Raw genomic sequence first — 22489 nt, forward strand, 5'->3', positions numbered from 1 at the left:
CCTTTCTGTTTTCGATAGATGCAAAAAATTCATATCTCGTTTATGATAGGTACATTCTATGACAAAATTTTCGCAGAAAAGAAAAGGGAACCAGCTTCCCGTAGAAATGCAGCAATGGAGGAGAGAAGGATGAACAAACAGATTAAAATCGGCATTGTCGGTTACGGCAACCTGGGCAAGGGGACGGTTGCAGCGATTGAACAATGTCCAGATATGAAACTGGTTGCGATTTTCACGCGCAGAGAGCCGGAAAGCATCCAGGTACAGGATTCCGCTGTAAAAGTGCTCCATATTTCGCAGGCAGAGGAGTACATCAGCGAAATCGACGTGATGATTCTATGCGGTGGATCGGCTACCGATCTTCCCGAACAGACTCCCTATTTTGCAAGGCTGTTTAATACCGTAGACAGCTACGATACGCATGCAAAAATCCCTGAATATTTCCAAGTAGTGGACAATGCAGCCAAACAGAGCGGAAAGACCAGCATCATTTCTGTGGGCTGGGACCCGGGCTTGTTCTCGATTAACCGGTTGATGGCAGAAGCGATCCTGCCCAACGGCGAAAATTACACCTTCTGGGGGAAAGGGCTCAGCCAGGGACACTCAGACGCTGTTCGCAGAGTGGAGGGCGTAAAAGCGGGTGTCCAGTATACCGTACCGATGGAAGAAGCGATCAAACGGGTGAGAAGCGGGGAGAATCCGGCGCTTGCCACATCAGAGAAGCACCAGCGGATTTGCTACGTCGTGGCAGAGGAAGGCTATGACAAAGAGAAAATCAAACAAGCAATTGTCACGATGCCGAACTACTTCGCGGATTATCATACCGAGGTGCACTTTATCAGTGAAGAAGAATTGCGGGCGAATCACTCCAAGCTGCCGCATGGGGGCTTTGTCATTCGGGGCGGCAAAACGGGAGAAGACCACAGCCAAGTGATCGAATTCTCGCTGAAGCTGGACAGCAACCCGGAGTTTACCGCCAGCGTATTGGTTGCCTACGCGCGAGCGGCATACCGGATGAACCAGGAAGGTCAGGCAGGTGCGAAAACGGTCTTTGAAGTACCGCCGGTCTACGTATCACCCAAGTCGGCGGAAGAGTTGAGGAAAGAGCTGTTATAGGAGAGCTGCTGAGCACGCAGAGGAAGAGCCCGGGCGATTTTGCCTGGGCTCTTTTTTTCATCTTGTGCCCACTAATGGTTGAGAATCCAGGCCAGATGGGAAACCGCGCTTCGCAGATGGCGGTAAAAGGTTGCCCGGCTCATATTGCAGGCAAGAGCGGCCGCAATCATATTGTTCGCATGGGTCACATATGCTGCTTTCAACAGTTGCTGATCCGTCTGCGAAAGGCCCTCAAGCTGTCCCTCAATCAGAGAGAGGAGATGCTTTTGGAGCTGGGCTCCGCTGACCATTTCCGGAAAATACTCGACGTAGGTGTGAAGCTCTGCAGGCGAGAGCAGCGAAGAGAGCATGCTTCGCACCTGTTTCTCCGTCACCAGGGCTGTGTCCGTTGCGGTGTGAAGCGGCTCCGGTTGCCGAAAAAAGGACATGGCCCAGTCACCGAAACGCTCCTGACGCAGGTCCAGCTCCAGTACGTCTGCTTGGGCGAAGGATGTATCACAATCGCGCGTACGTGTCGGACGAAGACGAAAGCCAAGCTGCTGCAGGGTCATTTTCAGATCGGGATTGGTCGCGACCAGGACTGCACGTGTTCCCTCTCCGAGCAAAGAAAGGCGATCCAGCGTCAAAAGTCCGACCAGCTCCTCGCGCGTGTAGCCCGGAAGCTGGTCTGTTGCTGTTCCCAATACTGCGAAGTAGGTATCAGCCTGGTCTGGCTCACAGGAAAGCTCCTCCGGCGTGCAGCACTCCTGAATCTCAGCGGGGAAATAGCGAGCCAGGATGCGGCTCGTTTCCTTGTGCAGCAGCACCGTGATGAACATCCCGACAGGCTGGCCGTCATCCCCGCGTATGACGACAATGCTTTCCGGAAAGTGAATGGCGATTTCATCGAGAAACCGGTAGTAAGGCTCGGACTGCCACGGATCTACACTGTAGCTGCACCAGTGGCGGAGGAGCTCATGCAGCGCAGGGAGGTCTGATGCCTGTATCTGCTGCATGGGTGAGATTAGCGTATCAGCCGAGAAATCAAAGTACAATTTATCCAAAGGAAAAGCAGATTTGCAAAGCAGCAGAAGCTGCGAGGCGATACTCCTCCGTTTTCCCCGTTCAGCGGATTGCAGCTTCTGATACAAAATCGACGCAGCCTTGTTGCGCAAATCATCCAGCCGCTGTGGCTCACGCTGTCCAAAATCGCGCAGCAGGTGCATTCGGGCGACATCATGCAGGGCAAGTCCATCCGGTTCCGTCTGAATGAACGACATTCCCTGCAGGCTTTGGTATTGATGGACCGTAACGGGCTCGTCCAAAACCAGGGAGAGCATCTCCTGGTTGGCATGCTGCAGAGTGATCAGGACATCCACCATCGGCTGCAGCTCCGGCAGTGTCAATTCCCGCAGAAGATGGGCGCTGATCGTCTGGGAGACGACCAGATTGTCGCGGACAGACCAGCTTTTTTGCCGGAGTGCCGCCTCCACATTAAGCGCGAGCGAGAGCGGATGACCATCGGTCGCTCGAGCCATCTCGCCCGCTAATTCCTGACGGAACGAACCAGTGGAAGCGAGGAAGGCAACCGTTTCCTCAAACGAAAAGTGGGAAAGCGGGAGCTCCACGATCTGTCTTCCCCATGCCGGGTGGGTTTTCCAGGCGGGGGAGAGAGAGGGACGAGACGCCAGGACGATGGCGATTCCCTGGGCGGGGAGCTTGGGGAAAAAAACCTCCAGCAGCCAGCCCTCCAACAGGGTGACACTCTCAAAGTTATCGATACAAAGGATGATGCGGCGCTGCGGACTCGCTTCCCAAAAAGGCTGGAGAGGGTGAGGAAGCGGCTGTTCCCACTTTTCCAGACCGACTGTGGCCGATACATAATCAAGAAAGCCAACAGGAGTCGGTGCACAAAAACGTCCGTCCAGCCAGATACCTGTAACGTCACGCTTTTTGGCGGTTTGCAGCATTTCGGCCATCAGTGAGGTTTTGCCGATGCCGCCCATTCCGGAAATGGAATAGACGCGAAAAGGTGCCTCCGGATCATCCAGCCACTCGCGCAATGCCCCTAGTTCCCGGTTCCTCCCGACAAACAGTTTCGTTCTCTCCAACTGCTGCTCGTCCAGTTTTCGTCCCATCTTTTCACCCCCTGTCTAATTCAATCCTGAATGTAGGTAATCCAAATATGTAAACACAACGTGGTAGGTCATCTGATCAACTTGAGACGGATTTGAGACAAAGAGCAGCAGAGCTCATGGTACCATTTTATCGAGATGAGGCCTTTGTGCCTATACGTGGATGGAAAAACATTTGAAAATAGTCAGGAAAGGAAATGGTTACTGTTGCGTAGAGAAGCCTCTTTGTTTATCGCCAGCGCGATCGCACTCTGCACACTGTCATCCGTAGCTGCTGGTTTGGAAGCAGGAAAAAAACCGAGCAATCCCTCTCAGGCAGAAAGCGAATACGCCGCCTATAAGGTTGCAAAACAGAAACAATGAAGATAAATTACGAACTCCCTATCATTCCCTCCACGTTTTCCAGTGGGGGGTTTTTTACCTATTGCACGGAGCCGTAGGGGGAAGAAGCATGTTTCCCTGCTCAGCTCCGGGCTCCGCCCACGAGGGGAGATAGACTGTCCGCCAGGGCTCCACAGTCGCACCGCAGGGAAACGTGCTTCTTCTCGAATCGGAGCATCAAAACTTTTGCGGGTGGATGCGATGAAGAAAAAGAATGGAAATAAAGATTCAACAAAACGAATGAACAAAGCAAATGCACAATACAAATGAACAATAACAATGAAAAGCCAAGCAAGCATTAAGTAAGCAGGTATATTTCGATCTTTCCATAATGAAATCGTCCATTCATAAGTAGGCAAATAGATTGAATCCATATTTTTAACCAAAATGTCATTTTCTTTTGATTAGAAATGTACTTCCGTTCCCTTTCTTTATAAATAATCTTGTATAAAATAATCTTGCTTGTATCCTTTCAAAGCAGGGAAGAAGCAGCATGTACGGAGAAGAATCATGTTTCCCTGCGGTGCGACTGTGAAGCCCGGCTCAGCGGAGCGACGTTTGGCGGGAAAAAGGGACGCAACCTTGGGATGACATCAGAGCGATGCGGCTTTTGCGGACCCCCGCCAAACGTTGTGGAGCGGACAGTGAATCCTCCCTGCAGGGCGGAATACGGAGCCAAGCAGGGAAACATGATTCTTCTCACCTCGGCCCCGTATCACGAAAAGAAACACCGCAGCGACGCCCGCATTGTTTTATATTTGCCAAAATACACGACATGAAAAACGAAGCAAATCGAAAAAACAAAGAGCTTTTTCAATCTAACCAAAAATGAAAACGCTTTTCCCAAACATTTTACCATATTATCGAATTAGCAATTTACCGTAATAAAGGATACACTCGTAAACGAAAGAGAGAGAAATGATTTCTTACTCATAATCATGGTTCATCGTTCAGGAGGGTCAACAGGATGAAAAAGACGGCAGCGTTGTGGATGATATGCGGGATCGTATTCTCGCTGATTACAGGTTGTGGTACCAGTACAGGAAGCAATGGCAAAACGCTGGTGATTGGTATCGATGATAAATTTGCCCCACTCGGTTTCCGGGATGAGAAAAACGATATCGTCGGATTTGATATTGATTACGCCCGGGCCGCCGCTGAAAAAATGGGCTATGAAGCCAAATTCCAGCCGATTGACTGGAATGCCAAAGAATCTGAGCTCAACAGCGGACGGATTGATCTCATCTGGAACGGCTACACGATTAACGACGAGCGCAAAAAGAAAGTGCTGTTTACCAAACCGTATCTGAAAAATGCGCAGGTGGTCGCTGTCTTAAACAAGTCTGACATTCACAATCTGGAAGACCTCACGGGAAAAGTGATCGGTCTGCAGGCGCAGTCTTCAGCTTCTAATGCGCTGGAAGCCAGTGACCTCAAGCCGAAGGTAAAAAGCGTCTCCGAGTTTAAAGACAATGTGCTGGCGCTCAGTGATTTGAAGATCGGCCGTGTGGATGCAGTGGTGATTGACGAGGTTGTGGTTCGCTACTACATGGCAAAGGAACCGGACACCTTTAAACTGCTCGACGAAAGCCTGGCGCCGGAAGAATACGGCATCGGTGTCAAACAAGGAAACGAAAAGCTGCTGGAAGAGCTGCAAAAAGCCCTGGATGCGTTGAACCAGGACGGAACAGCGGCCAAAATCTCCGAAAAGTGGTTTGGTGAAGATAAAGTATTGAAATAAATAGTTTGTGTGCCGGATTGTTTTGCGATCCGGTTTTCCTCTTTTGACGGAGGACTTTTCGGGGATGGTCAAACATCCCGGGGGACAAGCGGAACTGCCGCCGCCCCCTCTTGAACAGGCCTTGATCGAGGTTTTCATAAGGAGAATGCAAGATGAACATGGACTATATGCTCAGAATTGCCGCCCCGATGCTGGAAGGGGCACAGATGACGGTGTTATTGTTTTTCATTGCTATCATCGCGTCCATTCCGTTAGGGTTTTTACTGACGCTGATGGCGAACAGCAGCAGCAAACCGCTGGCCTGGTTTGCCCATACGTATATTTATGTCGTGCGGGGGACGCCGTTGCTGCTGCAACTGCTTTTCATTTGCTTCGGCCTGCCGATTCTGCCTATTGTCGGTGACTACCTCGTCATGGATCGGTTTGTGGCTGCCTGCCTGGGCTTTATCCTTAATTATGCCGCCTATTTTGCAGAGATTTTCAGAGGGGGCTTGCTGGCTATCGACAAAGGGCAGTACGAGGCAGCACAGGTGCTGGGCCTCAACCGCTGGCAGACAACTACGAGGGTGATTGTTCCGCAGATGATTCGGGTTGCGCTGCCGGCGATTGCCAACGAGTCGATCACGCTGGTAAAGGACACCGCACTTCTCTATGCGGTCGCAGTACCCGAGCTCCTCTACTTTGCCCAGACAGCGGTGAATCGCGACTTTACCATCGCGCCGTTCTTTATGGCGGGTGTCATCTATTTGCTGATGGCTTTTGTGTTGACTTTGTTCTTCAAATGGCTGGAAAGACGGTTTAAATTTGCGTAAGGGAATGGATTGGCATGGGAATGGGAATTGTTGAAGTGTCCAACTTGAAAAAATCATTCGGCACGCTGGAAGTGCTGAACAACGTCAGCTTCGAGGTGAAAAAAGGGGAAGTCGTCGCAGTGATCGGTCCCTCCGGTTCAGGCAAAAGCACCATGCTCCGAAGCCTGGTCCATCTGGAGCAGGTAAGCGGCGGCAGTATCTGTGTGGAAGGCGATTACCTGGTAAAAGAGGGTGTCTACACCAACCAGCAGGGGATCAAGCGCGTCACCTCAAAGATGGGAATGGTCTTCCAGCACTTTCATCTCTTTCCCCATCTGACTGTTCGGGGAAATCTGGAGCTGGCTCCCCGACTGGTAAAAGGGGAAACTAAAGAAGAAAGCCGGAAAAAAGCAGAGGAGCTGCTGCAAAAAGTAGGTCTTGCCGACAAAGCGGAGGTCTATCCAGCCAAGCTTTCCGGCGGTCAGAAGCAGCGGGTCGCGATCGCCCGGGCACTGATGATGAGTCCGGCCATTATGCTTTTTGACGAGCCGACGTCGGCGCTTGACCCGGAGTTGACGGGCGAAGTCTTGCAGGTAATCAAGCAGCTCGCACGAGAGCACATGACCATGATCGTCGTTACGCATGAGATGGGTTTTGCCAGAGAAGTGGCTGACCAGATCATCTTTATGGACAACGGTGAGATCATCGAAGTAGGTACACCAGACCAGTTATTCCTGAATCCCCGGTTTGAGCGGACCAAAGCATTTTTGCAGCGCTCTCTGAAATAGACCGGGATGTGCGAAAAATCTACTCCAAATAACGGCGTCTATAACTGGAACTTTTCACACGGAGATGGTAAAATCCAGACATATATGGCAAATGAACCTTGAGGTGAAAAGGATATGGAGCAAGAGAACAAGCAGCAAACAGAAGCCGCCGAAACGAAAAAAGTAAGCCTGGCCGAAGCAGCGAAACGGATGCTGGAGCAGAAGAAGCAATCCCAGAATGGGGGAAAAGGACAGCAAAAGCATCAAATGGCCGGCAATCAGGTAGTGAAAAGCCAACAGACCAAAAAGGTCAGCAACCAGCGTAGAAAAATGGGCGTGTAAATAACAGGATAGACACATGGATGACTAGTTGGAAACCCAGCTAGTTTTTTTTTATTCCTAGAAGGATTCCCCAGTAGAGGTAGAGAAATTTGAAAAATTGTCACAACTTTCTTACTGTATCTGTTTGAGAAAACAGGAAAGGAAATACATCATGAAATATAAAACCAAATTACTCATTGGATTTGGCTCTTTGCTGGTGCTGATGATGGTTTTGATGGGGACTATTTTTAATGTGCTGACCAACTTGACCGCAAGCATTCATGAAATTGTCGACGACCGCTACGAGAAACTGAAGTCCGCCAATGACATGCAAAACCATGTGAACAACATGAGCCGGCTGGTCACCAGCATTGTTTTGGATGAGAACCAGAAAAGCTTTCAAGAAGACAAGCGTCGCATTGAGGAAAGCATAAGAGAAGCAGGGACTTCTCTGGCACTCCTGCAGAACAAGGTTCACGTTGAACAAGGAAGGACGCTGCTGTCAAAAATATCTGCAGAATACGAGATGTATACGCAGCTTGCCAGAAGAGTGATGGAAAAGGTAGAAATCGGTCAGAAAAGAGAGGCAGCGTCTTTGATCAGTCAGGACCTGATTGAACGAAAGGAAGAGTTGTTCTACAGGATCAAAGAGTTGAAGGACCTGCAGGAATCGCTTCTCGATGACGCATACGACCGTTCGATGGAAGAGTATGAGTTTATCAAAATGCTTTCCCTGTATTTCATTGGAGTCGGATTGTTGGTGGGGATTGTCGTTACTCTTTGGGTAATCCAGGGAATCAGCAAAAATCTGGCGGGAATCACATCCGTTATCTCAACCGTCGTAAATCGTTCTACGGAAAAATTCCCGCGCATTCCTGTCACGAGTCAAGATGAAATCGGCGATATCGCCAAAGCCTTCAATAAGATGGCCTCGACGCTGGAGGAACATGCCCAGCAGGAAAAGGAATTTACGCAAGCCATGCGGGAACAGAGCTGGATGAAAACCCAGTTGGCTGAAATCACCTCGTTGTTTCAGGGGATACAGGACGTACAAACACTCGCCAATCTCTTTATCCGGCGAATAACCCCGCTCGTGGGAGCCAGTTACGGGGCCATTTACATCAGGGACGGACAGACGGATTCGACGCGGCTGATCAAAGCTGGAACCTACGCTTGTGACCACAGTGAGATCGGCGCTTCTTTTGTCGAAGTGGGCCAGGGATTGGTCGGGCAGTGCGCCGTGGAAAACCACATCCTGCACCTGACCGATCTGCCCGAGGAATACATTAGAATTTCTTCCGACCTGGGTCAGGCAGATCCGGCTTCGATCATCCTGTTGCCGGTGCCTTATGAGGGGAAGGTGCTAGCCGTCGTCGAGCTGGCTACTTTTACTCCGTTTTCCGCAATTCAAATCAACTTGCTGGAAGAAATTACGGCCACGATGGGGATTACGATTCACAGTATTTTTGTGCATATGCAAATCCGCAATCTGCTAAGGGAATCACAAATCCTGACGGAGGAGCTGCAGAGCCAGTCCGAGGAGCTGCAGCTGCAGCAGGAAGAGCTGCGCAGCATTAACGAGAAGCTGGAGGAGCAGTACAAGAACTCCGAACAGAAGGCGAAAGAGCTGGAGCGGGTAAAGGAGGAGCTGGAGAGACAGGCAGACCAGGTGCAAAAGGCTTCCCGTTACAAGTCGGAGTTTCTTGCCAATATGTCTCATGAGCTGCGGACCCCGCTGAACAGTCTGTTGATCCTGTCGCAGATTCTGCTCGAAAACAAGGATAAGAATCTGACGGAACGGCAGCTTGAATACGTCCAGACGATTTTGAAATCGGGCAATAATCTGCTCAATCTGATCAACGATATTCTCGATCTGACACGGATTGAATCGGGGAAAATGGTCATCAACCGAGGAGATGTCTCCCTTCGTGAAATGGGGGCCAACGCTTTGCGCGGTTTCCAGCACCTTGCCGTTCAGAAACAGTTGGAGTTCCGGGTGGAGATCGCCGATGACGTACCAGAGCTGATTTGGTCTGATGAGCAGCGGTTGCAGCAAATCATTACCAATCTGCTGGCGAACGCCTTTAAGTTCACCTCCCAGGGCGGTGTGTATCTGCACATCTCGCGGGTAGCAAAAGCCGAAGGGGAGCATGTCGCGATCGCCGTCCGCGACACGGGGATCGGCATACAGTCGAAGAATCAGGAAATCATTTTTGAGGCATTCCAGCAGGCGGACGGCACGACCAGCCGCAAATATGGCGGAACCGGTTTGGGCTTATCGATCAGCAGAGAGATGGCCAACCTGCTGGGAGGATTCATTCAGTTGGAAAGTATCGAGGGGGTGGGGAGCACGTTTACCCTGTACCTGCCCATTTTACAAAAAGAGGAAGAGAGCGGCGTCCTGGATGCCTATGCGCTGCCGCCTGTGGCAACTGGAGTGTTGGAGAAGGAGTACCAAGCCGATTCCTCGTCACTCTCGTCTGAGACCCCTGACCAATGCCTAAAAGGAAAAAAAGTACTCGTGGTCGACGATGATATGCGAAATATTTTTGCGCTGACAGCAGCTTTGGAGGAGCGTGAGATGATCGTCATTTACGCGGAAAACGGCCGTGAGGGGATTGAGCTTTTGTATGAAAATGCGGATGTCGATATCGTCTTGATGGATATTATGATGCCCGAGATGGACGGCTATGAAGCGATCAGAGAAATTCGCGGGATTCCCGCCATGATGCATCTGCCCATTATTGCCCTGACGGCCAAAGCCATGAAGCACGACAGAGAAAAATGCATCGAAGTCGGGGCATCTGACTATATCAGCAAGCCGGTCGAAATCGAACAACTCCTCTCGCTGATGCAAGTCTGGCTGTACGGGTAAGTATGACAGAAAGGGGGGAACGGGCGATACAGCAGAAACATCCACTCGTACAGGAAGCACAAACCAATGATGAGCTGGAAAAAATCGAAATCACCCTGTTGCTGGAGGGGATCTACCGCAAGTACGGGTATGACTTTCGAAATTACAACTACCCCGCCATCAGACGCCGCATCTGGCACCGGATTCGGATCGAAAAAATGCATACCATCTCTGCGCTGCAGGAAAAGGTTCTTCATGATCCGGCCATGATGGAAAAGCTTTTCGGGGATTTTTCCATCAATGTCACGGAGATGTTTCGCGATCCTTCCTTTTTTCTGGCGTTTCGCCAAAAAATCGTGCCCGCATTGCGAGAGCTTCCGTTCATTCGGATCTGGCATGCGGGCTGCTCCACCGGGCAGGAGGTTTTTTCGATGGCCATCCTTTTGCACGAGGAAGGCCTTTTGTCGAAAACAAGGTTGTATGCGACAGATATGAATGAACAGGTGCTGAAAAAGGCAAGCAAAGGAATTTTTCCCCTGCAGAAAATGCAGCTGTACACGAAAAACTATCTGCGGGCCGGCGGCAAACGGGCTTTTTCCGAGTACTACCATGTAAAAAAAGACACCGTTCAGTTTCAATCCTTCTTGCGGGACAACATGGTATTTGCCCAGCACAACCTGGTAACGGACCGGTCTTTTAATGAATTTCATACAATTATCTGCCGGAATGTCATGATTTACTTCAATCACAGTCTTCAGGATCACGTCCACCAATTATTTTATGAAAGTCTTTGTACCAACGGTTTTCTCGGGCTTGGGGATAAGGAAGGAGTTGTATTTACGACCCATGCAAATGGCTACGAAGAAGTTGACGGAACAGAAAAACTTTATCGTAAATTGCAATGACTATCTCGTCTGTTCACCAATCACACCGAGTGAAGATGCTTGGGAAGCGGAAAATAAGGTACATATCCTGCTGGTAGATGATCGCAAGGAGAACCTGCTCTCGCTGGAGGCGGTGCTTGATTCTCCCGAGTATCACCTTGTTTCCGTTCAGTCGGGGGAAGAGGCATTGCGATGCATGCTAAACGATGAATTCGCGTGCGTTCTGCTGGATGTGCAGATGCCGGGGATGAACGGCTTTGAGACAGCCAAGCTGATCAAACAACGGGAAAAATCACGGCATATTCCAATCCTCTTCATCACGGCGATCAGCAAGGCTACCGAGCACGTGGTACAAGGCTATGAAGCAGGGGCTATCGATTATATCTTCAAACCATTTCACCCCGATACCTTGCGAATGAAAGTAGAGGGATTTATTCAGCTTTACCGCAAACAAAAGCAAATTGAATATCAGCGGGAAATGCTTCGCTACCGAACCATGGAACTGCTGGAGGCGAATAAAAGTCATTATTATACCTTAATGGAACTGCAAAAAAGCGAAGCTCTGTCCCGGACGATTGTCGAAGCGTCAGCGGATACCATCCTGACACTGGATGAGAACCGAATCATCCTCTCTGCCAATCAGGTGGTAGAGTCTATGTTTGGCTATCAGATATGTGAGATTATCGGTATGCACATCGAGCTGTTACTGGAAATCCCTTCAAAAAATTCGAGGTGTAGGGAGGACCGGATTATAGAAACCGTGGCCACACGCAGCGATCACACGCAGTTTGCCGTTGATGTGCAATTCAAGAAAGCGACGGTCCAGCAGAAGCACATCTACGTCTGCTCCATACGGGACATCACCGAGAGAAAACAACTGGAAATCGAACGAAAACATCACTATCAGCAGTTGGAGCAGCTGGTAAATGAACGGACACAAGAGCTAGTACTTTCCCAGGAGCTGTTTCAAAAGATTTTTCAGTCCAGTCCCTGCTTGATGGCGATCCGTTCATGCAAAGATCGCTGCTATATCGATGTGAACAAAAGCTGGCTCTCGTACACCGGCTATGCCTACGAAGAAGTAAAACACCTGCCTCATGACCGGCTGATCTTAGCGAAGGAAAGTGTGCAAGCGGAGTGTGCGATTGATCTGGAGGATGCCGTCCGCAACGAAAAAATCAGTTACGTGACCAGGTCAGGAGAAGTTCGGGAGGGCCTTCTGTCAACAGAGAAGATAAACATTCGGGGGGAGTGCTGCATCCTAAGTGTGATCACGGATATTACCGATCGCGTCTATCTGGAAAAAGAGATGGCGCGGCTGGATCGGCTTCATCTGATCGGAGAGATGGCAGCGGGAATTGCTCATGAAATCCGGAATCCGATGACGACCGTCAGAGGCTTTCTGCAATTGGAAAAAAGCAAGAAAGACACAGAGAGCTTCCAGTTTGTGGATATTATGATTACAGAGCTTGATCGTGCCAATACGATCATCACAGAATTTCTCACGCTGGCGAAAAACAGGACAAGCAATTTGAAGAAACAGCACTTATTGCCGATCATCGAACCACTTCTTCCACTCGTGCAGGCTGAAGCCTCTCTCAGCGGAAAGGACCTGTATACAGAGCTGAAGGCATGTCCCGAGCTCTTCCTGGATGTAAAAGAAATCCGCCAACTGTTTCTCAATCTGACGCTGAACGGCATGGAAGCGATGAACAGTGGCGGGGTATTGACCGTGAAGACTTATGTGAAGGATCAGGATGTTGTTTTGGAGATTGGCGATCAAGGACCAGGAATTGATGAAGACCTGTTGGATAAAATCTGGACGCCGTTCTTTACGACCAAAGAAGAAGGAACTGGCCTCGGACTGGCGGTCTGTTACAGTATTGCCAACCGGCATCATGCCCGCATCGAGGTCGAAACCAGTGAGCGGGGCACGACGTTTTTTGTCCTGTTTCCCATACGGAGCTAAGATCGTTTCAAATTCCGTAGGATTGCCGGATGGACCGCCTGATGATCATAAAGAGCGCAACAGGAACGTAGATGACAGAGACCAGGATGCCGTAAAAGTAAACTGCTTCTGCAAATCCATCCGGGACGCGCACACTGGCAAGTACCCAGAGGAGACCGATAGTCAGGGACAGGAAAAGAGCGGCTACTGCTTTCAGCAGATCAAGGAAGCCTTGCTGCTTTATCAGAAAGGTGATGACAGCCAAAGCGAGAAGGGTGAAAAGCCACGCACTGCCCATCCCGGAGTCATCACTGAACGTACCATCGTCGATCGGCCAATCGATAAACCAATAGCGCACCATAAAGATTTGAAACATGCCCAAAATGCTGAGAAGGAGAAAGCCTCTTTTGCGGCTCTTTTTGCTCTGCTGCTCACGTTCTAGCTGTTGTTCCTGGCTGAAAAACACCTTGTCCAGTTGATCGGCCTTTTTGCCGATTTCAAAAGACAGTTTCCCCGCGTACGGATACTTGGGGACCTCCTCGATCCACTCCTTTTCTGGAATGGCCGCGGACAAGGCTTGATCGGTGCAGTAAATGCGTACCTGATTTGCCTCAAACACGGATAACCACTCGTTCACCGTCGGAGCATCGCTCAGCGTGAAAAAGAGCACTTCATCCTTGCCCTCGCTGCTTTTGCCGCTGATGAGAAGTTTGGCGACTTGATAGAACACAATCTTGGCATTGGGGCGAGAGGGTCGGTACTCCGCCTCGACAGTCTGCTGGTAGTCCATGCCGATCAGGAGAGAGTCCATGTCTGCAAACGGAAGAAAGCATGTTTTTTCTTCCTTCGTCATTTGGTTCTTGTACGAGTAAAAATATCCGTCTTTTCGCAGTTCTACGCTCATCCGTAATTTTGTGTAAAGCCGCAAATTTTTGTAGGCAAATCGACCCAGCCACGTGAACAGGATGATGAGAATCCCGAATAATACAAGAAGCCCCGACTCTTCCTCAGAAAACGGATTGATCACAAGGACAAGGAGAGAAGCTAGTGCGATCAGGAAGAACAGGGAGATTAGTCCGATGTGAAGTACGAGCGCCCATTTTGGCAGTTCGTTTGAGAATAAACGGCTATGTTTTCTCTGCATTTCTATCAAAGGGATCACCTCCTGATTTATTCTAGCGCAAATCGTCGATTAATTCGCATTTTGTTGAGAAAATGGGAAATAAGTAACGGGATGGAAACGGGAACTGAATCGAAAATGAAAAATAGACCGATCCCTGTGGCAGGGCGGTCTTTTTTTGTACTTTCGGAAGGTTTAATTTCGCTAACGCGTTACATAGCTGTTTGACTTGGCGATAAGCAACGTTTTTCTAATAGAGGCAAAGGGAAAATCAGCCTGGATGCAGGGGAAGACTTTTGCTCAAGGCAGTTTGCGCACAGGCGGGATGCGATACGGCTCGCTGAGCGACTTGGGCCGCGGCTCGAACATGCGCAGGACCAGATTAAACGGGCCGGATGGGGCCGGCAGCCAGTTAGACTCCCCTTTGGGCGGCGGCGTGCTTTGGATATAGAGGTCCAGGGAACCGTCGGGATTGTAGACGAGCCCCTTTGTGAGACTGCCGATCGAGTATCGCTGGATGCTGTTGGGTACCAGGTAAAAATCGGGGCCATACATCGTAACGGACCAAAAAGCCGATACGTCGGGAATCTGATCCTTGGCAAAATGCAGGACGTACTTGTTTTTTCCGTTCAGCGGCACTCCGGTGCTGTCCACAAACGTTCGGGCGTATTTTTCTTCGCTGGGGACATTGGCGCCGATCCCGGAATAAGCGACGTACGCGCGCAGGAGAAACTGATCGCCGTACCGACCGAGCAGAGGGGTGGACGTCCAGCCGTTTTCGCTTTGCGTAAACAGCTTGTCGCTGTGTTCGATGATGGATCGTGCGTCACGGGCGGCTCGTGTCAGCCCCGCAATGATGGGCGGGTCCAGCGCCTGCGGCTGAAACCCCGTGCTGGGATCGATGCCGATCAGCTTGAACTGGTCGAGCAGGACCTCATCGCACGGTGGCGGCGGATTGCGTTTGATCGCATCGGTCATGACGGCAAAAAAAGCCAAGGGGTCCAGCACTTGCTGTGTCTTGTTTGATTTTGCTGATGTCAGCGGTCCTGGTTGAGCCTTGTTTTCGTGATTACCTGGAGAGGACAAGGCAAATTGCTTTTGGAAGGCAACGGCCTTTGGCAAATCAGCCTGATCCTTTACCTCTACCCGTCCGATCAGCCAAACCATGTTTGTGGGGGCGACGATACGCTTCGTGCGGGAGGGCAGCTTTCCTTTCCAGGAAGGACCGACGATGGCGTAGTTGCCAGCCTTTTGCTTGGTGCTGCGGCTGGATACATTTTGAAACACATTGGTGTAGGCATCCAGCATCTCGATCGTGTAATACCGTCCATCCGGATCTTCCGGGACGTGCAGGGTGACCGGACCGTTGGCCAGATCGAGCCAGGCAAACAAATACAGTGTATCCGCATTGGGCGACACGATGACCCTGTCTGCGGGAGTGGCTAAGCGGGTGATATACGCAAATTGGTTCAATGGCGCCAGGTTCTGCAGGCTTTCAGCTTTGATTTTCTCCATCTCGACGAGCGGGTAGCCGTACAGATACGCTTGAACACCCAAGACATAGGCAAGCTGTTCCTTTGCTTGAATGGCCCCGATTTTGTACGGTTGTCGCGATGAGCCCTCCGGTTTGGGAGCGGCAGGAGAAGCCGCAGCCTGCTGGACTGGCGTAAAGCTTCCTGACCAGAGGACGGAAAGAACGGTGAGAATCGTCGTAAACACGGCAGCGAACACACGATTTTTTCTGGATATCCGAATCAAACCCTGATCCCCTACTTTCGATAACGGTGCCGAATGCGTAGTGCCATTAGATGCTGATACTATTGTTTTCCAGATTTCGGGAATTATGCCCCTGCGTAATGATTGCGAAACTCCATGCCATGGTACGCAGAAAATCATGGGCATTGCCATTTTTCTATCCTGTGATGAGACAGGTCAGGTAAGCCCTTCGCGATTTTTCAACAATTTTTTCGCGATTTGCAAGCAACAAAATCTTCCTTGCAGCGTCTACTAGATTGATAGATAGAAAAGTGTGCCAAACCAGTATAGAGAAGTATGGGGAATTTTTTTGCTGTTAGGAGGATTTGAAATTGAAGAAACATGGCTTTCTCATGGGTTTGTTCGTTTTGTTGCTAGGTGTTCAACCAGTCATGGCGGCTTCGGCACAGCCTCAGCCAAGTATTTTTGCTGCCTTCACAGGCTCGCAAACAAGTAAGCTTGTGGCTTCTGTGGCACCGCCTGATATCGCCGGCAACGGGTCTGTCATTGCTCCGCCGGCTGCGATCAATACTGGTTCCGGAGCAGGGACAAACGAAACAAACACAACGCTCAACCAGGTACAACAGCACCCAGAAATGCGTGCGGCATGGGTAAGCACGGTATTCAACATTGATTGGCCGTCAAAGGCAGGCCTCAGTGCGGAACAGCAAAAAGCGGAATACATACACATGCTGGACGAGTTGAAGGCAACGGGCATGAACTCGATTATCGTTCAGGTTCGCCCGGAGTCGGATGCGATTTATCCATCCAAGCTGGTTCCGTGGTCCAAATGGCTGACGGGTACGCAAGGCAAAGATCCGGGGTACGATCCACTCGCTTTCATGGTGGAAGAAACGCATAAGCGCGGCATGAAATTCCATGCCTGGTTCAACCCGTTTCGGGCAAGCACCTCGGCAGTAAGGGAAAACCTGGTTGCGACTCACCCGGCACGCGTACATCCAAACTGGGCCGTGGTGCACAATAACCTGCTGATTTACAATCCGGGACTGCCGGAAGTGCGTAAGCACATCATTGCCGGCATTATGGAAGTGGTGAACAACTATAATATCGACGGTGTTCACCTGGACGACTATTTCTACCCGTATGGAAAAGAAGATTTCAAGGACGATGCTGCTTTTGCCGCCTATAACCAGGGCCGATTCACCAATAAAGGCGACTGGCGCCGCGATAATGTCAACGTATTTGTAAGAGATCTCTATCAGTCGATTAAAAGCGTAAAGCCGCAAGTGGAGTTTGGCATCAGCCCGTTTGGAATCTGGCGCAATGCCAAGGATGACCCAACTGGTTCCGACACCAACGGTCAAAGCTCCTACGACAATCTGTATGCCGATGTGCGCACCTGGATTCGCAACGGCTGGATGGACTATGTAGCGCCGCAGCTTTACTGGAGCATTGGGTATAAGCCTGCCGCCTACGACAAGCTGGTTCACTGGTGGTCCAACGAGACGAATGGCACGCCTGTGAAGCTGTATATTGGCCAAGGTGCGTACCGCGTAGGATCGAATACGACGGATTGGGCTTCCAGCCAGACGATAATCCAGCAGCTGCAGTTCAACAAGGCTTTCCCGCAGGTGCAGGGCAGTATTTTCTTCAGTGCCAAAACGCTGATGAAGGATACAGCAGGGATTCGCTCCAGTCTGAAACAGTACTATTCAGCTCAGAACCAGTGAGGAAGCGGGTTTTGAAGTTGTAGCATAGATGGCCTTTTCGTGACAAATGGCGGTACGTACTGCCATTTGGACGAGGAGGCTATTTTTGTTTGAGCGCATCGAGAACATGATGCAGAGTCTACAGATGGGGTTGCATGACTTCCAAAATGAAGACCCTGCATCATTGAGCATAAAATGTCGGAAGAATACATGCAGATCCTGCTATGCTTTTGATAAAGGAGGTCATCTGATGGATTTGCTGAGACACATGAACGAAGCCATTCGGTATATCGAAGATAATCTTGCTGATGAGATTGACTTGAGGGAAGTAGCCAGGGCCGCTTTCTGTTCCGAGTATCATTTTAAAAGAATGTTTTCTTCTCTCGCAGGCATGACGTTGTCTGAATATATCCGCCGGAGACGACTGACTCTTGCCGCTTTTGAACTAAACCATAGCGATCTTAGAATCATTGATATCGCGGTGAAATACGGATATCATTCGCCCGATTCTTTTACCAGAGCTTTTCAAAGTTTGCATGGTGTCACGCCTTCAGAAGCCAGAAAGAATGGCAAAGCGTTAAAAGCCTTTCCGCGCATGACCTTCCAAATATCGATAAAAGGAGGAAGTGAAATGAATTACCGAATAGAAGAAAAAGAAGCATTTCACATCGTGGGGATCATGAAAAGAGTGCCGATCGTTTTCCAGGGAGAGAACCCGGAAATAACCGCCATGTGGAAAAGCTTGGGCATGGAGAACATCAATAAACTGAAAGCATTATCAAATGTGGAACCAACCGGGCTCATTCAAGCATCCACGAACTTTTCGGAAGACCGCATGGAGGAAAAAGGAGGGCTTGATCATTATATCGGTGTGGCCACAACGCATCAGTGTCCGGAAGGATTTACGAAACTGGAAGTTCCAGCCTTTACGTGGGCGGTATTCGAGTCAGCGGGACCGTTTCCTCAGACCCTGCAGGAAACGTGGGGACGCATCTATTCAGAGTGGTTTCCATCCTCGGGCTTTCAACAGGCGGAGGGACCCGAAATCTCGTCAATCCAAAGCAAAGATTTGACTTCACCAACGGTAAAAAGTGAGATTTGGATTCCCGTTTTAAAGAAGGAAGGTAGGGAATAGGTACAGAAGCTGCTTCGGCCGCTCTTTTTCTTTTTCTCTTTCACTGCGGCCCCGTTGTGCGGACGTAAGGCAAGTGGATACACCCTTTTACAAATAGTACTTTATCACACATAGTAATATGTGTTATGATGTATCTGGCAAGGGACGGGAGGCGTGCTGCATTGGAAGAAACGGCATACAACAGTGATTTGGTCAGGGGGAGCATCGACACGATTATTTTGTCTGTACTGATGCTACGGGATAACTACGGCTACCAGATCATCAAGGAAATTTACCAAAAAAGCGAATCTCGCTTTGAATTAAAAGAGCCTACGCTGTACTCGAGTCTGCGCCGCCTCGAAAAGCAGAACATGATTGAATCCTACTGGGGAGAAGAAACACAGGGCGGGCGCAGGAAATACTATCGGATCACGGAGCTTGGCAGAGCGTTGTACCAGAAAAACTGCGACGAATGGGAAAGCGCGCGCGATCTCATCGACCGATTGATCCGTGTGGAAAATGAGGGGTGACTCACTTGAAAGACGTGGAAAAGTATGTGGAAGGGTTGTTTTCCGGCCATAAGGAGAGCGAGGAAACCCGTGAGCTGAAAGAAGAAATCATCAGCAATCTGGAAGCCAAAATCACCGACTTCATGCAGGACGGATTGTCACGTGACGAGGCGTTCAGACTTGCCGCCAAAAGTATGGATACCGTTGATTTTTTGCTGGAAGGGCATCCGAGAATTTACGTTGGGCGGTATAAGCGGGAGCTTGCCCAGTCCGTCTTTTTGTACATCTTGATTGTCTGGATCTTGTCCATTCCGCTCCGGTTTACGCTATCCGGTCAATTGCTCAACAATCTGGCGACGCTGTCTGTTCTGATTTGCGGTGTCACTTATCTCATGCTGCTGAAAAAGGGACAGGGCGACTCGGCTGTTGCCGTCGTGAATGCAGCCACATGGAAAAGAGCGCAAAAAATTGCCTGGCTTTTTTGTGGATTGTACACCGGAGTGATGACCCTTTACACCACAGCCATCAAGTTTGGCAGCAATCTCTGGTTTTGGCGTCCGATTCACATCGACGGACCGTACCAATTTGGACTTTTGGTCGTCGATTACGCGATGCCTTTCCTGCTGATCATTGTCCCGCTCATGATTCGAAGAGCATTCGAGCTGATTGGAAAGCACGAGGTGATGGGCACAGATGAACAATAAAAATAAGTGGATCATTGCGCTGTTGCTCGTTGGTGTAGTGGGACTCACAGTGGTAGAAGGCTATCTGAAACCCCAGCTGCGAGCACAGGAGGAGCAGTACAAGGCCGATCAGCAGAACCCGTTGACACATGACTTTCAAAGTGTCCTGCGCTATCAGAGCAAATACATGGGGGATGCCTCCAATTTGATCAACCTGAATCACCATCTTCCGCTGTCAGCTATTCCGAAAACATTTCAGTTGTACCCCGAGGAGTACAAAGCTGAGCTGATTTATCAAAGAGATGCGGCCAGTGTTGATGACGTGCTGCTCAAACAAGCATTGCTCTATAACGCCACGGCCAATTTTGTCTTGATTGAAAATCTGGAGCGCTACCAGGTCCGATTCCCCGATGTCTCCTACACGTTTTCGCGGACAGCGATCGAGCAATGGTACGGTGGCAATCTGCAACGACTGTTGGAGAAAAAGCAGTGGGACCAGGAAGTAAGAGACCGACTGGCAGAGGAGAGCTACGTAAAAACGTTTTTCAAGCAAGTGGCCTCTGCTGAGAAAAGCAGTGAGTAGTGGCCAGATTACAGAGCAAAAAAAGCCAATCAACCTGTCTTTGGCCGGTCGATTGGCTTTTTCGTGGAATTCATCTTTTGTGGTAGCCGCGCTCCCCGTACGGCTGGAGCTGGTCCAGCCATTTTTCCTCCAGCTTCTTTAGCTCGTCGGCTTCGTCAAAATAGCCGGTCTCCTTTTTCTTCAAGACCTCCAGCACTTCAAAGACAAAGGCGTCCTCGCCGTATTCATTCCATTCCTGCTGCAGTTGTTTGTTGATATGGCTGCCCATTTTCAACTGAAACTGCTTGCCATTCATCGTCTTCAGATTGCGGGTGCTTTCGATCCACACCTTCTGATTCACAGTGTTCTTAATTTGGTAGACACCGGCTTCTGTCTTCATTTCTTTGTATTGATGCTTTAACTCTTCTTTGCGGTTCATCCTCGTTTCCTGCCTTCCTGATCATTTTTTCAGCCAGTACTGGCTGCCATCTGTTTTTCGGTCGAGAAAACCGTATTCGATCAAATAGCGTCGCAGCGTTACGTGGTCATCATAGACAGCTTTCAGGATCTCGTTTACTTCTTTCTCGGTATAGATGCGCTCGCTGTCAAAGCGCTTGGTGATTTCCCGCAGTACGATGACTCGCTGTTTTTCCTTCAGAGCAAACGTTGCAAGCGGTCCGTCCGTACCCTCGGGAAAGTACTTTTGGAGCATCGCCTGGGATTCGTCTTCGGTGATGTTGTAGCGGTCATCCACCATTCTTGCCGTTTGATGCAGCGGGACGAATGCCGGGGCATGCTTGTCTTTCTCTTTTAAAAGCTCCATCAGCGTTAGAAATACTTTGGCTTGCCGCTCCTTTTCCTTTAACACAAAGCGGTGATTGCGGATGGTTGAAGCACTTCCGATCCCCAGCTCCTTTTGCACCTCCGCATCGCTTTTTCCCTGATAAAACAGGTGAAGCAGGCTGTTCTGGTGCTCCGTCAGACCCGTAAATTTTTTATCCATGCGAATCAGAAAGTCAAATACGGATTGATGAGCTTTTTCAATATGAAGGCGTACATATCTTTCCGCTTCATAAAAAACACCGTCTTCCGGATAAATGATTCCATCCTCGAAGGGTTTGCCACAGAGCAAGCAGAAGAAGTGATGATCGGCTTTTACATACCCTGCCTTCAGTTCTTCCACCGACGCATTCCAGAAACGCTCAGAAACACTCATGGTACAAACACATCCTTACTCGGTTTATCATTTTATAGACACTTTACCAAAGTGTCTATGTTTTGTCGAGTTGTATTTCGGTGTTAGAGAAAATTGCCACCACTGACAGTGTCCATCTCTATCGAACAATTGACAAAACAGCTATTGGTAATTCCTATCCCCATCGAGCTATACTGGAGAGGTTATGCCGTTAATCGCTGCTGCGAGCGATGGCCAGCTACGTACTGCTGATAGCGAGAGAACGAACGTATATCTCGCCATCCGTTCATAGAAATCTCAGAGAGGAAAGGGGAGTTTTGCATGAAACGAAAAAGAGCGGACCGCCCAAACTGGCGAAGAGTGAAAAAACTTGGCTACGATGAAAAGTGGCTGGAGACAGCGCAGTTTACCGGCTATGCAGTTCGCCTGACACTGGATGATGTCATCGAGCCTGCTTATATGCCTGTGGGAGAAAAACGCTTGTGTGTAGGAGATCAGGATTATTGCTACCTGCAGTTTTTTCCGTCCGGTTGTGGCTATGCCGTAACCAAGATGCTGAACGAGCGGGGAGAGACGATTCAGTGGTACATCGATATTTGCAAGGAGCACGGCAAGGATCAGGAGGGGCATCTGTATTATGATGACCTGTATCTCGATATTGTTGTATTGCCAAACGGCGAGGTGTATCTGCTCGATCAGGACGAGCTGGATGAAGCGCTGCAAAGGAAGCTGATTAACCGGCAAGAGTATCAATTTGCCTGTCAAACGGCGGCGGAACTGTTGAAAAGATATGAAGCGGGAGACAGAGAATGGTTTGATTTTCCTGATCCGTGGAAGTAGGTCTTTACACGCGAGAGGGGATCACACTATAATGCAAGTAAGAAAAGTGAGTAATCACTCGCAAGATGAGCACCAAGAGAAAACAAGCATTCTCTCTAAAAACCAGACGGGTTGCAAATTTTGG

The 22489-nt window shown here is 49.8% G+C and carries 21 protein-coding genes; 15 read left to right on the forward strand and 6 right to left on the reverse strand.

The features are described 5' to 3' along the window. Positions 1-129 precede the first annotated feature (129 nt). Entirely contained in the window at positions 130-1116 is a 987-nt protein-coding gene (locus NDK47_RS04910; RefSeq protein ID WP_251873752.1) for a diaminopimelate dehydrogenase, read from the forward strand. 71 nt (positions 1117-1187) lie between these two features. On the opposite strand, the gene NDK47_RS04915 is transcribed toward NDK47_RS04910, so the two are convergent. Then, positions 1188-3233, reverse strand: coding sequence for an ATP-binding protein (locus NDK47_RS04915; RefSeq protein ID WP_251873753.1), 2046 nt, complete (start codon positions 3231-3233; stop codon positions 1188-1190). Between the two features lie 204 nt (positions 3234-3437). Between NDK47_RS04915 and NDK47_RS04920 the strand changes: the two genes are divergently transcribed. Continuing rightward, on the forward strand, positions 3438-3593 hold the full coding sequence (locus NDK47_RS04920) for a hypothetical protein (RefSeq protein WP_251873754.1): 156 nt from the start codon (positions 3438-3440) through the stop codon (positions 3591-3593). 526 nt (positions 3594-4119) lie between these two features. Here NDK47_RS04920 and NDK47_RS04925 read toward each other — a convergent pair. Further along, a complete protein-coding gene (locus NDK47_RS04925) occupies positions 4120-4302 on the reverse strand; it encodes a hypothetical protein (protein WP_251873755.1) in 183 nt (60 codons plus the stop codon). Positions 4303-4578: 276 nt separating this feature from the next. Here NDK47_RS04925 and NDK47_RS04930 point away from each other — a divergent pair, with 276 nt between their 5' ends. The 7 genes from NDK47_RS04930 to NDK47_RS04960 all read left to right on the forward strand — a co-directional run bounded on the left by NDK47_RS04930 (position 4579) and on the right by NDK47_RS04960 (position 12938). Further along, entirely contained in the window at positions 4579-5352 is a 774-nt protein-coding gene (locus tag NDK47_RS04930; RefSeq protein WP_251873756.1) for an amino acid ABC transporter substrate-binding protein, read from the forward strand. A 152-nt stretch (positions 5353-5504) separates the two neighbouring features. Then, complete coding sequence (locus NDK47_RS04935; protein WP_251873757.1) at positions 5505-6164, forward strand: amino acid ABC transporter permease; 660 nt, start codon at positions 5505-5507, stop codon at positions 6162-6164. 20 nt (positions 6165-6184) lie between these two features. Then, entirely contained in the window at positions 6185-6931 is a 747-nt protein-coding gene (locus NDK47_RS04940) for an amino acid ABC transporter ATP-binding protein (RefSeq protein WP_305883391.1), read from the forward strand. A gap of 114 nt (positions 6932-7045) precedes the next feature. Then, positions 7046-7252, forward strand: a complete 207-nt coding sequence (locus NDK47_RS04945) for a hypothetical protein (protein ID WP_251873758.1) — start codon at positions 7046-7048, stop codon at positions 7250-7252. Positions 7253-7403: 151 nt separating this feature from the next. Beyond that, positions 7404-10106, forward strand: coding sequence for an ATP-binding protein (locus tag NDK47_RS04950; protein WP_251873759.1), 2703 nt, complete (start codon positions 7404-7406; stop codon positions 10104-10106). Positions 10107-10108: 2 nt separating this feature from the next. Beyond that, complete coding sequence (locus tag NDK47_RS04955; RefSeq protein WP_251873760.1) at positions 10109-10990, forward strand: CheR family methyltransferase; 882 nt, start codon at positions 10109-10111, stop codon at positions 10988-10990. Next, positions 10932-12938: a response regulator gene (locus NDK47_RS04960; protein ID WP_251873761.1), complete on the forward strand. Its 2007-nt coding sequence runs from the start codon at positions 10932-10934 to the stop codon at positions 12936-12938. The genes NDK47_RS04955 and NDK47_RS04960 overlap by 59 nt, the downstream gene beginning before the upstream one ends. Positions 12939-12945: 7 nt before the next feature. Here NDK47_RS04960 and NDK47_RS04965 read toward each other — a convergent pair whose 3' ends face one another. Further along, positions 12946-14070 (reverse strand): hypothetical protein, encoded by a 1125-nt coding sequence (locus tag NDK47_RS04965; RefSeq protein WP_251873762.1) that lies wholly within the window; start codon positions 14068-14070, stop codon positions 12946-12948. Between the two features lie 267 nt (positions 14071-14337). After that, positions 14338-15795 carry a DUF1254 domain-containing protein gene (locus NDK47_RS04970; protein ID WP_251873763.1) on the reverse strand — a complete coding sequence of 486 codons (1458 nt, stop codon included), beginning with the start codon at positions 15793-15795 and terminating at the stop codon, positions 14338-14340. A gap of 329 nt (positions 15796-16124) precedes the next feature. On the opposite strand from NDK47_RS04970, the gene NDK47_RS04975 reads away from it, so the two are divergent. The 5 genes from NDK47_RS04975 (at position 16125) to NDK47_RS04995 (ending at position 20351) form a co-directional block, all read left to right on the forward strand. Then, entirely contained in the window at positions 16125-17483 is a 1359-nt protein-coding gene (locus tag NDK47_RS04975; protein ID WP_251873764.1) for a glycoside hydrolase family 10-like protein, read from the forward strand. A 229-nt stretch (positions 17484-17712) separates the two neighbouring features. Beyond that, entirely contained in the window at positions 17713-18597 is an 885-nt protein-coding gene (locus NDK47_RS04980) for an AraC family transcriptional regulator (protein WP_251873765.1), read from the forward strand. Between the two features lie 161 nt (positions 18598-18758). Then, a complete protein-coding gene (locus tag NDK47_RS04985; RefSeq protein WP_251873766.1) occupies positions 18759-19106 on the forward strand; it encodes a PadR family transcriptional regulator in 348 nt (115 codons plus the stop codon). Between the two features lie 14 nt (positions 19107-19120). After that, complete coding sequence (locus tag NDK47_RS04990) at positions 19121-19789, forward strand: permease prefix domain 1-containing protein (RefSeq protein WP_251875993.1); 669 nt, start codon at positions 19121-19123, stop codon at positions 19787-19789. Next, positions 19779-20351 (forward strand): DUF4825 domain-containing protein, encoded by a 573-nt coding sequence (locus NDK47_RS04995; protein WP_251873767.1) that lies wholly within the window; start codon positions 19779-19781, stop codon positions 20349-20351. Before NDK47_RS04990 ends, NDK47_RS04995 begins: the two co-directional genes overlap by 11 nt. A gap of 70 nt (positions 20352-20421) precedes the next feature. Here the strand turns inward: NDK47_RS04995 and NDK47_RS05000 are convergent, their stop codons facing one another. Together NDK47_RS05000 and NDK47_RS05005 are read right to left on the reverse strand one after the other, a co-directional pair. After that, a complete protein-coding gene (locus tag NDK47_RS05000; RefSeq protein ID WP_251873768.1) occupies positions 20422-20769 on the reverse strand; it encodes a GIY-YIG nuclease family protein in 348 nt (115 codons plus the stop codon). A gap of 21 nt (positions 20770-20790) precedes the next feature. Beyond that, positions 20791-21546 carry a DUF2087 domain-containing protein gene (locus tag NDK47_RS05005; RefSeq protein ID WP_251873769.1) on the reverse strand — a complete coding sequence of 252 codons (756 nt, stop codon included), beginning with the start codon at positions 21544-21546 and terminating at the stop codon, positions 20791-20793. Positions 21547-21846: 300 nt separating this feature from the next. Here NDK47_RS05005 and NDK47_RS05010 point away from each other — a divergent pair, with 300 nt between their 5' ends. Then, positions 21847-22365: a ribonuclease FAU-1 family protein gene (locus NDK47_RS05010; RefSeq protein ID WP_251873770.1), complete on the forward strand. Its 519-nt coding sequence runs from the start codon at positions 21847-21849 to the stop codon at positions 22363-22365. Positions 22366-22489: the final 124 nt, after the last annotated feature.

It is taken from the genome of Brevibacillus ruminantium (assembly GCF_023746555.1).
GTDB classification, from domain to species: Bacteria; Bacillota; Bacilli; order Brevibacillales; family Brevibacillaceae; genus Brevibacillus; species Brevibacillus ruminantium.